General features: G+C 59.3%; 13 protein-coding genes. 7 read left to right on the top strand and 6 right to left on the bottom strand.

Annotated elements, in window-relative coordinates:
* On the bottom strand, window positions 1-265 hold a 265-nt coding region (locus tag I9185_RS19160), incomplete at its 3' end, for a hypothetical protein (protein WP_210093851.1).
* A 338-nt stretch (window positions 266-603) separates the two neighbouring features.
* Between I9185_RS19160 and I9185_RS19155 the strand changes: the two genes are divergently transcribed.
* Entirely contained in the window at window positions 604-948 is a 345-nt protein-coding gene (locus tag I9185_RS19155) for a hypothetical protein (protein WP_171637852.1), read from the top strand.
* Here the strand turns inward: I9185_RS19155 and I9185_RS19150 are convergent.
* Window positions 945-2,003, bottom strand: a complete 1,059-nt coding sequence (locus tag I9185_RS19150; RefSeq protein WP_210093850.1) for a transporter substrate-binding domain-containing protein — start codon at window positions 2,001-2,003, stop codon at window positions 945-947. The two genes, I9185_RS19155 and I9185_RS19150, sit on opposite strands and share 4 nt — an antisense overlap.
* 210 nt (window positions 2,004-2,213) lie before the next feature.
* Between I9185_RS19150 and dapE the strand changes: the two genes are divergently transcribed.
* Genes dapE through rnr form a run of 3 tightly spaced genes read left to right on the top strand, consistent with a single transcriptional unit; the run spans window position 2,214 to window position 6,238 of the window.
* Window positions 2,214-3,353, top strand: coding sequence for a succinyl-diaminopimelate desuccinylase (dapE, locus tag I9185_RS19145; protein ID WP_210093849.1), 1,140 nt, complete (start codon window positions 2,214-2,216; stop codon window positions 3,351-3,353).
* A gap of 3 nt (window positions 3,354-3,356) precedes the next feature.
* Window positions 3,357-3,932 (top strand): TIGR04282 family arsenosugar biosynthesis glycosyltransferase, encoded by a 576-nt coding sequence (locus I9185_RS19140; RefSeq protein WP_210093848.1) that lies wholly within the window; start codon window positions 3,357-3,359, stop codon window positions 3,930-3,932.
* Window positions 3,933-3,979: 47 nt separating this feature from the next.
* Complete coding sequence (gene rnr, locus I9185_RS19135; RefSeq protein ID WP_210093847.1) at window positions 3,980-6,238, top strand: ribonuclease R; 2,259 nt, start codon at window positions 3,980-3,982, stop codon at window positions 6,236-6,238.
* Here rnr and I9185_RS19130 read toward each other — a convergent pair.
* On the bottom strand, window positions 6,229-6,615 hold the full coding sequence (locus tag I9185_RS19130; protein ID WP_210093846.1) for a DUF1801 domain-containing protein: 387 nt from the start codon (window positions 6,613-6,615) through the stop codon (window positions 6,229-6,231). The genes rnr and I9185_RS19130 overlap by 10 nt on opposite strands.
* Window positions 6,612-7,310, bottom strand: coding sequence for a glutathione S-transferase family protein (locus I9185_RS19125; protein WP_210093845.1), 699 nt, complete (start codon window positions 7,308-7,310; stop codon window positions 6,612-6,614). Before I9185_RS19125 ends, I9185_RS19130 begins: the two co-directional genes overlap by 4 nt.
* 85 nt (window positions 7,311-7,395) lie before the next feature.
* Here I9185_RS19125 and I9185_RS19120 point away from each other — a divergent pair, with 85 nt between their 5' ends.
* Window positions 7,396-8,109 (top strand): YafY family protein, encoded by a 714-nt coding sequence (locus I9185_RS19120; protein WP_171637837.1) that lies wholly within the window; start codon window positions 7,396-7,398, stop codon window positions 8,107-8,109.
* Between the two features lie 62 nt (window positions 8,110-8,171).
* A complete protein-coding gene (locus I9185_RS19115; protein ID WP_210093844.1) occupies window positions 8,172-9,488 on the top strand; it encodes a lytic murein transglycosylase in 1,317 nt (438 codons plus the stop codon).
* Window positions 9,489-9,541: 53 nt separating this feature from the next.
* Here I9185_RS19115 and I9185_RS19110 read toward each other — a convergent pair whose 3' ends face one another.
* Together I9185_RS19110 and I9185_RS19105 are read right to left on the bottom strand one after the other, a co-directional pair.
* Window positions 9,542-10,939 (bottom strand): aspartate aminotransferase family protein, encoded by a 1,398-nt coding sequence (locus I9185_RS19110; protein ID WP_152459305.1) that lies wholly within the window; start codon window positions 10,937-10,939, stop codon window positions 9,542-9,544.
* Between the two features lie 77 nt (window positions 10,940-11,016).
* Entirely contained in the window at window positions 11,017-11,700 is a 684-nt protein-coding gene (locus I9185_RS19105; protein ID WP_171637831.1) for a GntR family transcriptional regulator, read from the bottom strand.
* Window positions 11,701-11,840: 140 nt separating this feature from the next.
* Between I9185_RS19105 and I9185_RS19100 the strand changes: the two genes are divergently transcribed.
* On the top strand, window positions 11,841-12,926 hold the full coding sequence (locus I9185_RS19100; protein WP_171724889.1) for a polyamine ABC transporter substrate-binding protein: 1,086 nt from the start codon (window positions 11,841-11,843) through the stop codon (window positions 12,924-12,926).
* Window positions 12,927-12,967: the final 41 nt, after the last annotated feature.

Here is a 12,967-nt window from a genome sequence, read left to right as displayed (position 1 = left end):
CGCCGCCTTCGTTGTCGCCGCCGCTTTCGTTATCGTCGCCGCCTTCGTTGTCGCCGCCGCTTTCGTTATCGCCGCCGCCTTCGTTATCGTCGCCGCCTTCGTTGTCGCCGCCGCTTTCGTTATCGCCCCCGTCTTCGCTATCGCCACCGCCGTCTTGGGCGTAAGCTGCACTTGGCGTCACAAAAGACAGCACGGCGACAGCAGGTACTCCGGAAAGCACAATCACACTTGCAGTTGTCATCATTAACTTGGACAGAACACTCATTTTAATTCTCCTGTAAAAAAATGACTTACGCAGTGGGACCATCCTAGGGTTGGCTTCTCTTCACCGTTGTGAAAGGCAGGAAACGCGTCGAACTCAGCAGGAAATGGCTAAAATTGAGGTCAAAATGTGGCAAAAATGTGCCCGATTCAACTTAAGGAATGGAGTTGAAGCGCGGCTCAATTTTTGGGCGAAAATGGGGAAGGGGCTTTGCTGAGTCGCATTCCTGCAAATCCTCTAGGCTTGTGGGCCTGGCAGGGGGCTGCGGAAGATCCCACGCTCAAAGCCTGGATCGATGGAAGCAGTTGACCCTCCAAAACACCGCGCGTAATGCAGGGCCCATGGAAAAGCAAAAGAAGCCCTCTCGTCAGCAAGTCTATACCCTTCTGGTCCAGATCGGCCGCAAGGACGGCGACGGGCTGCCGGACGGTGCGACCGGGGCGGCACTGATCTGCTACGCCAGCGGCGTGGACGAAGCCGAGGCCGTGCGCGAGACGGTGGCTATTCTGAAGCAGGCCGACACCGCGCCTTTGGATGTCACCGGCTACGGGACCCTGGCCGAGCGTGAGGCACAGGGACATGACATCGAACCTGACGAACGTGCCCTGATGCAGCGTGCCCTGGATGAAAACGCCGTGATCGTCGCGCAGATGACACCGTTCTTCGGGGACGAGGCGCCGGCCTAGTTCCGCATACCGAACCACTTGCGATAGATTTCGTCATAAGTACCGTCTTCACGCAACGAAAGCAGGGCCTGGTTGACATCCTCGACCAGAGGCGACCCGGTCGGGAAAGCGATGCCATAGTTCTCGCGCAGGAAGACGCCGCCTGTCATCGACGCCGTTCGCCGGCCTTCATGGGCCGCATAGTAAGACAGGATCGGCGCGTCGAATACGACGGCATCCAGTTGTTTGGACTGGAACGCATCCAGCATCTGCTCCAGCCCGGGATAGCCGGTGAATTCAATCTCACGCCGGTTCAGAAAACTTGCTGCGGTCGAATCCGAGATTGTCCCGACGTTTTTGCCATACAAGTCATTCACCGAATTCACGCTGCCCGTGATCGCATCCACTGTCATCACCGACGTGATGCGGGCCGTGAAAACGGACACGATGAACAGTGACGAAACAACCAGAACGACACCCAGAAGTCGGCCGAAGGGCGTGCGCGGCATCCTCTCTTCGAACCCGCCGTTCACGACAAGGTTCAGCGCCCACCAGAACGAGGGAAACCAGGCCTCGTTCAGCTTGCGGTCGAAATAGGGTTGGGCACGGCGCTCAAAGCTCCACATCAACATGCCGCCGCCCAACAGAATGGCGAAGGCCAGGCCGATGGCGATAAACAGCTCTTTTGAGAGCAGCGCATGCAGCAGCGAAGGCTGGCGCGCGGCTTCCGATGGGACCATGATCTGTAGGCCCGCCTCAAAGATCGGCTGGCTGAAGTCCATTTGCGTTTCCCGCAGCGCAGTAATCGAGATATTGGCAACTGCAAGATCTGCGGACCCATTCTGAACCGCCTCTAGCATTTCCGAGAATGAACCGACCCGATTGATGGAATAGTCCCAGTTCAGCGCCTCTGCCAGCGCGGCGAGCAGATCCATCGAAAAGCCGGTTTCCGCACCGTCCTCGACATAGGAAAACGGGGGGCGGGTCACCGTCGTGACCGTTAGGGACTGTGCCATGCTCTGCTGCGCTTGGACGGCGAAAGTCAGGCAGATCAGTGCGAAGAATGCGCGCTTCATTTTCATTCACCTGTTTCGCGGCCCTGTAACGCGATTGTGCAGCGGGCGGCAAGATGGTCGCCGGGTAAACCGCCATGATTTGTTAGGGTGTCGCTTTAATATCTGCTCAGTTGGGTGAAATGATATTTTTGCGAATTGGGGTTGGAAAATCGGCCAATTCGTTGAATCTGTGCGCGAACCCGCGAAAGACACTGTTCCAGAGGCCATTGCATGACCGACCCCGTCCATTTGACAGCCGATCTGATCCGTTGCCCATCGGTCACACCTGCCGAGGGTGGCGCGCTGGTTCTGCTGGGGTCGGTGCTGGCGGATGCGGGGTTTGAATGCACGCGTGTCGACCGTGGTGGCGTCAGCAACCTGTTCGCACGGTGGGGCCGGAAAGGCCATCCGCGCTGTTTCGGGTTCAACGGCCATACTGATGTTGTGCCGGTCGGCGACGAGGCCGCGTGGACGATGCCGCCTTTCGGGGCCGAAATACGGGATGGTGTGATGTATGGGCGTGGGGCAACGGATATGAAATCCGGTGTTGCGGCATTTGCGGCTGCGGCGATTGATTTCGTGCGCGACACCCCGCCGGACGGAGCCATCATTCTGACGATTACCGGCGACGAGGAAGGCGACGCGCTGGATGGCACGACCGCCTTGCTGGATTACATGGACGGCGCCGATGAACATATGTCTGTCTGTGTGGTGGGTGAGCCCACTTGCCCGAACAAGATGGGTGAAATGATGAAGATCGGCCGTCGGGGGTCGATGACCGCATGGTTTACGATCACCGGGGTTCAGGGGCATTCGGCCTATCCGCATCGTGCCAAAAACCCGTTGCCAGCCATGGCGCAGCTGATGGATCGGCTGGCGGGGCACGAACTGGATCAGGGCACGGACCACTTCGATGCTTCGACATTGGCAGTGGTGACAATCGACACCGGGAATGCGGCCACTAACGTAATCCCGGCGCAGTGCAAGGGAACGGTGAATATTCGATTCAATGATCTGCATTCCGGGGCCAGCCTGAGTGACTGGCTGAAGTCGGAAGCAGATCAGGTGGCCGCTCGGTTCGGCGTTGAAATAGATGTCGCAATCAAGATTTCGGGCGAAAGCTTTCTGACCCCGCCGGGGCCCTTGTCGGATCTGGTGGCCAAGGCGGCAGAGGCGGAAACAGGCGCAACGCCCGAGCTTTCGACGACCGGTGGTACGTCGGATGCGCGTTTCATCAAGAACCATTGCCCGGTTGTAGAGTTCGGTCTGGTCGGTCGCACGATGCATCAGGTTGACGAGTGCGTCGAGGTGGCCCAGATCCAGCAGCTCAAATCGATTTATAGCCGCATCCTGGCCGATTATTTCGCCTGATCCATGCAGCACACATTGGTGATCATGGTGAAGGAACCTCAACCGGGCCGCGTCAAAACGCGGCTTGGGCGAGAAATCGGCATGGTCGCGGCGGCGTGGTGGTTTCGGCACCAGACTCGGACCTTGATCCGGCGGCTGCGTGATCCCCGTTGGCGAATCGTTTTGGCCGTCTCACCCGATCAGCAGGGTCTGAACAGCCGGGTATGGCCCGCTGACCTGCCGCGCGCCGCGCAGGGGCGTGGGGACCTGGGGGATCGTATGGGGCGGATGCTGCGCGGGATGCCCAAGGGCCCGGTTTGCCTGATCGGTGCGGACATTCCGGGCATTTCGCGCCGCCATATTGCCCGTGCTTTCAACGCATTGGGGTGTTCTCAAATGGTGTTTGGGCCAGCCCCGGATGGTGGCTATTGGCTGGTCGGCGCGCAACGATATGCAGCCTTGCCGGCAAGTCTGTTCCAAAACGTGCGCTGGTCGACGGAACACGCATTGGCTGACACGCTGGCCTCGATTTCTGGCGGTCGGGTGTCATTGCTTGATCAGCTGCGCGATGTGGATACGGTTGCCGATCTTGACCCCTGAGGCTTTTTGGTCATGACGCGGTCGCAAACGCGTGCTAGGCCGGACGTATGACTCGCATCCCTACCAAGCAGGAGGTCCTGGACTGGATCTCGGCGAACCCCACCCTGACCTCAAAACGCGATATCGCCAAAGCCTTTGGCATCAAGGGCGCGGATCGGATTGATCTGAAACGTATCCTCAAAGAGCTTGAGGCCGAAGGCCATCTTGAGAAGCGCAAGCGCAGTTACCGCGACCCGGATCGCCTGCCGCCGGTCAGCGTGTTGCAGGTAAAGGCGCCGAGTGCCGATGGCGACCTGTTCGCGCGGCCGCTGGAATGGCATGGCGAGGGGGTCGAGCCCATCGTTCTGATCATCGCTCGCGCCAGCGACCCGGCGCTGGGCGAAGGTGATCGCATTCTGGCTCGTCTGACCGTGGTGCATGAGGAAGATCACAATTACGAAGCCCGCCTGATCCGCCGTATCGGAACGAACCCTCGGAAAATCGTGGGTATCTTCCGCAAAGGGGCCGAAGGCGGGCGGATCGTGCCGATCGACAAGGCCGGATCGACCGAATGGCTGGTGGCCGAGGGCGCTGCGCTGGGCGCCAGGGACGGCGAACTGGTCGAGGCCGAGCAAGCCGGGCCGAAAAACCGCATGGGGCTGCCACGCGCGCGTATCGTGGAACGGCTGGGCGACCCTACTGCGCCCAAGGCCGTTTCGTTGATCGCGATCCATCAGCACGGCATCCCGGATGATTTCCCCGACAAGGTGATTGCCGAGGCCGACAAGGCCAAACCTGTCGGCCTGAAAGGCCGCGAGGATCTGCGGGATATGCCTTTGCTGACGATCGATCCCTCGGACGCGCGCGATCATGACGACGCCTGTTATGCCCATGCTGATGACGACCCGAAAAACCCGGGCGGTCATGTGATCTGGGTCGCCATTGCTGATGTCGCCGCCTATGTGCGGCCCGACACCGCGCTGGACCGCGAGGCGCGCAAGCGCGGCAATTCCAGCTATTTCCCCGACCGCGTCGTGCCGATGCTGCCCGACCGTCTGTCGGGTGATCTGTGTTCGCTGCACGAAGGCGTGCCGCGCGCCTGTATCGCGGTGCGGATGCAGATCGACGCGGATGGCAACAAGATCGGTCACCGGTTCGTGCGCGGGCTGATGCGCTCGGCGGCCTCGTTGTACTATGCCGAGGTACAAGAGGCCATCGACGGCACCCCCAATGACCGGACTGGCCCGCTGCTGGAGAGCGTTCTGAAACCGCTTTATGCTGCATATGCGGCGCTGAAAAAGGCCCGTGCTGATCGCCAGCCGCTGGAGCTGGACCTGCCGGAGCGCAAGATCGTTCTGAACGACAAGGGCGAGGTCGAAAGCGTGGCCTTCCGTGACCGGCTGGACGCGCACCGGCTGATCGAGGAATTCATGATCCTGGCCAACGTGGCCGCCGCCGAGACGCTGATCGCCAAGCGCAGCCCGCTGCTGTTCCGGGTGCACGAAGAACCCGCGCCCGAAAAACTGGAAAGCCTGCGCGAGACGGCGCAGGCCGCCGGGCTGAATCTGGCCAAGGGGCAGGTGCTCCAGACCCGTCACCTGAACGCGCTGCTGAATGCCGCCGCCGGCACCGAGGATGCCGAGCTGATCAATCTCAGCACCTTGCGGTCGATGGCGCAGGCCTATTACAGCCCGGAAAACTTCGGCCATTTCGGGCTGGCGCTGCGTAATTACGCGCATTTCACCTCGCCCATCCGGCGCTATGCAGACCTGATCGTGCACCGGGCGCTTATCTCGGCCCATGGCTGGGGCAAGGACGGGCTGACCGAGGACGAAATTGCCCGGCTCGAAGAAACGGCCACGCATATTTCGGATACCGAACGCCGCTCGATGATGGCCGAGCGCGATACGACCGACCGCTATCTGGCGGCCTATCTCAGCGAACGTGTGGGCAACGAATTCACCGGGCGGATCAGTGGCATTGCCCGGTTCGGGGCCTTCGTGAAAATGGACGAAACGGGCGCGGATGGCCTGGTGCCGGTGCGGTCTTTGGGGCGCGAATTCTTCCATTTTGATCGAGAGGCCGGAACGCTGATGGGCTCGGATTCCGGGCTGATCATCGCCATCGGCCAGCGGGTCACGGTGAGGCTGACCGAGGCGACACCTGTGACCGGCGGGTTGGAGCTGGAACTGCTGTCCATCGACGATCAGGCCCTGCCGCGCGGGCGCGGGCCCGCCAAGCGGTCGACGCGACGCAAGGCAGCCAGCACCAAGCGCAAGAAGGACAAGATCAAGCGCAAGGTCGAACGCAAGCGCCGTCAAAGGTGATAGGTCAGCGCCCGGGCAATCAGCCAGCCATGGCGGGTTTCATCGATCTGGCTCGGGTCATCGAACAGAATGGCCCGGTTCCCGTCGATTCGGTCCTCGCCCGGAAAGGCCGTGGTGAAATCACCGATCAATCGGCTTTGGCAGTGCACGAACAGTGCGAAATCCGCGGATTTGTGAGCCCCCAGCCGGATCGTTGACCCTTTGGGGGCAAGATAGGCGGGCTGGCCCCAGCGCAGCTCTTCTCGCAATGGAGTGGCGGTGGGCAGAGACTCTGCTGTATTCAGTATCAGATCGCGAAGCGCCAGGGCCCCCGCGCGTGCTTGCGGGGGCATGGCTTCAAAGGCCGAGGCGACTGTGGGGTCATCAAAAGGTTTCATGCAATCGGTATCGCCTGTTCCATCCGGTCTACGTAACTGTTCAACAGATTATCTTGTTTGATCCTTCGGGTCAGTGGGGTATCGGCAGGCGTTGCGCGCATGGCGGCGAGCATTGGGCCGACGCTCATATCTGCTGAAGTCGGTTGATCCGCCAGCAGGAAGCGGGATTGCCACAGATGGGCCGAGATCGCCTCGAGATCGCGTTCGACCCGGTCCAGGCGCTCAGGCAACGAGAACCGGCCGATCCCTTGTGACCTGATTCCTTTCAGAACGGATTTTCGGATCGCATTGGACGCCGGCTTTCGGATCAGGGTCGGAATTCCGGTGAAAAAGGTTTCGCGAAGGATTGGCCAGACCTCGTCATTGCCCCAGCGGTCCAGAACGATGTGGAAATACAGATGCTCTTCGGCCATTCGTACCAGCGCGCGGGATTGCGCTTTTTCCACATCCGAAAGCCCCTGATCGAACTCCGCCCCCTTCTGTTCCAGCCAATCGCGGATCAGATCGCTGTCCGGAATCAACCGCTCTGGCGTCCGCAGCACTGGCAGTTTTTGATGCGGCATCCTGCGGGGGTCAAGCATGTCCGAACGCTGCCAGACCTGACCGGAGTGCTGAAGCATCAAGGCTGTCTTGACGCAGAACGGACTGGCGCTGAACAGTCCGAAGGCGGAAGGATAGGTGAGAAGGGTCAGCATCGCGTGGCTCCGTATATTTGACGTGCCGGATGAGTAAACCGAGCTGATGACAGTTTTTGTCATTAGGGATAGGCTAGGGTTCATCATGTCCCGCACCGCCCGATTGTTCCAACTGATGCAAGCCCTGCGTTCTGGCCCATCGCCCAGAACGTCTGAACAACTGGCGCAGGATCTGGGTGTTTCTGCCAGAACGATACACAGGGATATTGACGCGCTGCGTGGTCTGGGGGCCGTTATCGACGGTGAGGCAGGGTTTGGATTCACCCTGATCGAAGATGCCACTTTGCCGCCATTGGGTTTCACCGATGACGAGCTTGAGGCCCTGGTTCTTGGCCTGCGCGAAGTTCAGGTGATTGGTGACCCGGCCTTGTCAGATGCAGCCAGCGCCGCCCTGCGGAAATTGCAGGGGCGATTGCCACAGCGTCAGTCCCATCGGCTGAGCCACGCGGTTCTGGCGGCAACACGGTTCAATCGCCCGCCCGCGCCAACAATCGACGTGGCCATTTTGCGGCAGGCGACGTGGGACGAACGCGCGATCGAGTTCTCGTATACGGACGCAAAGGGCGGTGCCACACAAAGACGGGTCAACCCGCTGAGCATCGTCTATATGGATCGATCAAATGTGTTGCTCGGCTGGTGCCATCTGAGACAGGATTTTCGCGTCTTCCGGTTGGATCGCATGCAGGACATGTCCGTGACAGATCAAAGCTTTAGACCTTACCGGGTGCCCATGCTGCGCGAAGTTTTGGCGCAAATCCGCGCAGCGCGCGACGCGCAAGAACGCGATGAGGACGCCTGAGACTTTGTGATTCGCCGATTTTGCGCTACCCTGAGGTCGAGCAGTAATCAGGAAAAATCGGAATGCAAAAATGCGTAGGCGGCGTCATGACCGTCGCATTGTGGGCATCCATGGTGCAGGCGGACATATCAGAAAATACGACTTGGCCAGACAGTGCAGTGTCCGGCAAAACGATAAAGCTGGCCTCGGCGGATGTGGCGGTTTCGATCCGTCCGGTCCCGCGCCCGACGGTTGAGGCTTTGCGGGTGTCCGCGGCCGTGACCGCACGGTTTCAGGCCTGGCTCGGCGCGTTTCACGAGCGCGCGAAGCAGCAGGGTATATCGGAAAGAACATTGAACAGGGTGTTCCCGGACATGATCTTTGACGAGGACATCCTGAAACGAGACCGCAATCAGGCTGAATTTTCGAAACCGATCTGGGCGTATCTGGATTCCGCCGTCTCGGACACGCGCGTTTCCAATGGTCGTGCCGCGATGCAACGACATCGGCAGGTGTTGCAGCAAATCGAGGCGGTATATGGCGTAGAAAAGGAAGTGGTCACGGCGATCTGGGGGTTGGAAACATCATTCGGCTCTTATCGTGGCAGCAACCGGACGCTGAGTTCCTTGGCGACGCTGGCCTTTGATGCACGGCGGGCGCAGTTCTTTGAAACGCAGTTGATCGCCGCGCTGAGGATCGTGCAGGCAGGCGATGTCAGCGCCAAAAACATGCTGGGCAGCTGGGCAGGTGCGATGGGGCACACGCAATTCATGCCAACTTCGTATCTGGATCACGCAGTTGATTTCGATGGCGATGGTCGGCGAGACATCTGGTCGGATGATCCGACGGATGCGCTGGCCTCGGCCGCGTCCTATCTGGCGCGACACGGTTGGAAAAAGGGGCAGCCCTGGGGCGTCGAGGTGCGCTTGCCCGAAGGGTTTGACTATGCCACCGCCAAACGGGACTTCACCCTGCTGCCGTCAGATTGGGCGGCGCGTGGCGTGGTCGGGCGTGACGGCAAACCGGTCCTGGATCACGGGCAAGCCGCAATCCTTTTGCCCGCCGGGAGGCATGGCGTGGCGCTGATGATTTTCGACAATTTCAGCGTGATCGAGGCCTATAACGGGGCCGACGCTTACGTGATCGGTATCGGACACCTGTCCGACCGGCTTGCGGGTGGCGCACCGTTTCAGTCCGACTGGCCCCGAGGGGAGCGGGCGCTAAGCTTCACCGAGAAGAAAGAACTGCAAACCCGCCTGACCAATGCGGGGTTCGATACAAAGGGTATCGATGGGCGTACAGGGCCGAATACCATCAATGCGGTTCGCGCCTACCAACTGGCGCAGGGCTTGGTGCCGGACGGCTATCCAACTGCGACACTTTTGGAGCGGTTGCGGTGAACGATAAGAGGCGACCCAGACGGGCCGCCCCTTAATAGAACCTTTTTCTGATCTCAGGATGCGGCTTTCATCAGCCCCTGAGCGATGATTTCCGCCTGTGCTTCGTCCAGAGATTTGTAAATCCGCACAAACATCTCGTCGATATCTGCCGGGGTCAGGATCAGCGGCGGCGAGATGATCATGCGGTCGCCCACATGACGCATGATCAGATTGTTGGCAAAGCAACGGTCACGGCAGATATAGCCGACCGTGCCGGGCTCGGACGCGAACTTGGCGCGGCTGGCTTTGTCGGGTGTCAGAGCGATGGAGGCCATCATTCCGACGATCTTCGCCTCACCCACCAGCGGGTGATCGGCCAGCGCCTCCCATTTCTGTTTCAGATAGGGGGCGGCAACATCGCGCACATGCTCGACGATCTTCTCTTCTTCCAAAATGCGCAGGTTTTCAAGCGCCACGGCAGCGGCGACGGGGTGGCCGGAATAGGTGTACCCGTGGTTAAATTCCGTCCCGCCGATCACTTCGGCGATCTCATCATTCACGATGGACCCGCCGATCGGCGCATAGCCCGAGCTGAGCCCCTTGGCGATGGTCATGATATGCGGTTTGATGCCCACGGTTTGCGATCCGAACCAGTTGCCGGTTCGGCCGAACCCACAGATCACCTCGTCTGCAATCAACAGGATATCGTATTTGTCGCAGATGCGCTGAATTTCCGGCCAGTAGGTATCGGGCGCCACGATCACGCCGCCTGCACCCTGAACCGGCTCGGCGATAAAGGCCGCGACACGGTCCTCGCCCAGCTCCTGTATGGCCTCTTCCAGCTCGCGCGCGCGGGCCAGGCCGAATTCCTCGGGCGACATGTCGCCGCCTTCGGCCCACCAGTTCGGTTGGTTGATGTGGTGAATGTTCGGGATCGGAATGCCGCCCTGCGCATGCATACCTGCCATGCCGCCCAGCGAAGCCGACCCGACAGAAGACCCGTGATACGCGTTTTTCCTGCTGATGATGATATTTTTGTCCGGCTGCCCCTTCTCGGCCCAGTATGTGCGCACGAGGCGGATGTTGGTGTCGTTTGCCTCGGACCCGCCAGCTGCGAAAAAGACATGGTTCAGATCACCTGGTGCCAGTTCGGCGATTTTGGCCGCCAGTGCGATTGCGGGCACATGGGTCGTCTTGAAGAAGGTGTTGTAGTAGGGCAGTTCGCGCATCTGACGCGCCGCGACATCGGCCAGCTCATCGCGGCCATAACCGATATTGACGCACCAAAGACCTGCCATTGCGTCCAGAATTTCCTCACCTTCGCTGTCGGTCAGGTAAACCCCGCTGGCGCGTGTAATCACGCGGGCCCCTTCCTGCCCCAGCGCACCATTGGCCGAGAAAGGATGGATGTGATGCGCCGCATCCAGCGCCTGCAATTCGGCGGTCGGCATATGGTTGGTTATGGTGGACATCGGAGAATCTCCTACAAGAACGCAGTTGCGGATCACAATATGATCAAATTCATCGCTGTCAATCGAATCAGGCTGAGTTAAGCGGAAGTCAGGGCGTCCGACATCAATTCCATGCCTTGTTCGATGTCCTGAGCCGTTGCCTTTGCCGCTTTTTCGGCGTCGCCTTCGCGCAAGGCGGAAATGATATCCTTGTGTCGATCCGGCAGGCTTTGAGTCCCGAATCGACCACACACGACACGCAGCGAAGGGCCGAACCGCAACCAAAGCCTTTCGGCGAGATCACTGAGAATCGGTGCGTTTGCATGAGAGTACAGCGTTTCGTGGAACGCCTGGTTCAGACGCAGATATCCGCCCACATCCCCGTCGGCGATCATACGGTCCAAATGCGTGTCGAGGCGCTCAAGATGATCGATATCCTCGGCCTGCAAATTCGACGTCGCGCGCCTTGAAAGCTCTGATTCTATTGAGGTTCTTGCAAAGATCATTTCCTGGATATCGCCCGGGGACAGCAGCGGCACACTTACACGCCGATTGCCCTGGAACACCAATGCCCCGTCCGAGATCAACCGGCGGATGGCTTCGCGCACCGGTGTCATGCCAACACCCAGCGAATCAGTTAGGCCCTGGATCGTGACAGGCTGGCCCGGAACCAATTCGCCGAACAGGATCTGTGATCTGAGCGTTTGATAAACCTGCTCATGCGCGGGCTGTTTCCCTTTGTCGACTATCGACGCAGATGCCTTATTTTTGATCAAATCCAATCGGTTCTTCCCATTTCGACTAACCCTGACTTGTCAGGTGACAGACCTCGTGAAACCATACGCTGGATCGAGGGAAAACGCAAAACTTGATCAAATCCAAAAAAACGGGAAAATAGCCGTACACTTGCAGGGAGAAGAATATGACAATCAAAACGCTGACCATGACAGCGGTCATCGCATTGGGGACTTCGGCGGCATTCGCCGAAGAGGTGCGTGTTTATAACTGGTCCGACTATATCGACGAAGAATTGCTAAGCAAATTCGAGGAAGAAACCGGTCTGACCCTGATTTACGATGTGTTCGACAGCAATGAGGTTTTGGAAACCAAGATGCTGGCCGGTGGTTCGGGATACGATGTGGTGGTGCCGTCGGGCACATTCCTGCAACGCCAGATTCAGGCGGGCGCGTTTCAGGAACTGGACATGGCCAAGTTGCCGAATGCGGAAAATTTGTGGGACGTGATTCAGAAGCGTACCGCAGGATATGATCCGAACAATGCCTACTCGATCAACTACATGTGGGGAACGACGGGCATCGGCGTGAACGTCGACAAGGTCAGGGAAGTCTTGGGTGACGACGTGGCCCTGAACAGCATGGATTTGGTTCTGAAGCCAGAAAATATGGAAAAGTTGGCCTCGTGTGGCGTTCACTTACTTGATGCGCCAGCCGAAATGATACCGATGACCTTGCAGTACATCGGTGAAGACCCCGACAGCCATGACCCGGAAGTGATCAAGAAGGTCGAAGACGTTCTGACAAGCGTTCGCCCCTACATCCAGAAGTTTCACAGTTCGGAATACATCAACGCGCTGGCCAATGGCGATATTTGCGTAGCCGTGGGTTGGTCCGGTGATATTTTGCAGGCGCGGGACCGCGCGGCCGAAGCCGACAACGGTGTGAACATCGAATACCACCCGTTCGCAGAAGGGTCGTTGATGTGGTTCGACCAGATGGCAATTCCTGCCGACGCGCCGAATCCGGAAGGTGCGCACAAGTTCCTGAATTTCATTCTGGATGCCAACAACATGGCTGCTGCGTCCAACTACGTATACTACGCCAACGGCAACAAGGCGTCTCAGGAGTTTCTTGAGGAAGACGTGATCGGCGATCCGGCAATTTATCCGGATGAAGCCACGATGCAGAACCTGTACATCACGACTCCGTACCCCGCGAAGACACAGCGGGTCGTGACCCGTCTTTGGACCAAGATCAAGTCAGGCACCTGATCCGGTCAAAAGCGCGGGGCGGTCTGGCGATCGCCCCGCCG

The organism is Ruegeria sp. HKCCSP346 (genome assembly GCF_017872595.1).
Classification (GTDB): Bacteria; Pseudomonadota; Alphaproteobacteria; order Rhodobacterales; family Rhodobacteraceae; genus Ruegeria.
This window is presented reverse-complemented; position numbering and strand designations above follow the sequence as displayed.

Excerpts from the sequence above, each read along its gene's own strand:
- I9185_RS19155 (WP_171637852.1), top strand. The coding sequence starts at position 604 with ATGGAAAAGCAAAAGAAGCCCTCTCGTCAGCAAGTCTATACCCTTCTG.
- I9185_RS19150 (WP_210093850.1), bottom strand. The coding sequence starts at position 2,003 with ATGAAGCGCGCATTCTTCGCACTGATCTGCCTGACTTTCGCCGTCCAA.
- dapE (WP_210093849.1), top strand. The coding sequence starts at position 2,214 with ATGACCGACCCCGTCCATTTGACAGCCGATCTGATCCGTTGCCCATCG.
- I9185_RS19140 (WP_210093848.1), top strand. The coding sequence starts at position 3,357 with ATGCAGCACACATTGGTGATCATGGTGAAGGAACCTCAACCGGGCCGC.
- rnr (WP_210093847.1), top strand. The coding sequence starts at position 3,980 with ATGACTCGCATCCCTACCAAGCAGGAGGTCCTGGACTGGATCTCGGCG.
- I9185_RS19130 (WP_210093846.1), bottom strand. The coding sequence starts at position 6,615 with ATGAAACCTTTTGATGACCCCACAGTCGCCTCGGCCTTTGAAGCCATG.
- I9185_RS19125 (WP_210093845.1), bottom strand. The coding sequence starts at position 7,310 with ATGCTGACCCTTCTCACCTATCCTTCCGCCTTCGGACTGTTCAGCGCC.
- I9185_RS19120 (WP_171637837.1), top strand. The coding sequence starts at position 7,396 with ATGTCCCGCACCGCCCGATTGTTCCAACTGATGCAAGCCCTGCGTTCT.
- I9185_RS19115 (WP_210093844.1), top strand. The coding sequence starts at position 8,172 with ATGCAAAAATGCGTAGGCGGCGTCATGACCGTCGCATTGTGGGCATCC.
- I9185_RS19110 (WP_152459305.1), bottom strand. The coding sequence starts at position 10,939 with ATGTCCACCATAACCAACCATATGCCGACCGCCGAATTGCAGGCGCTG.
- I9185_RS19100 (WP_171724889.1), top strand. The coding sequence starts at position 11,841 with ATGACAATCAAAACGCTGACCATGACAGCGGTCATCGCATTGGGGACT.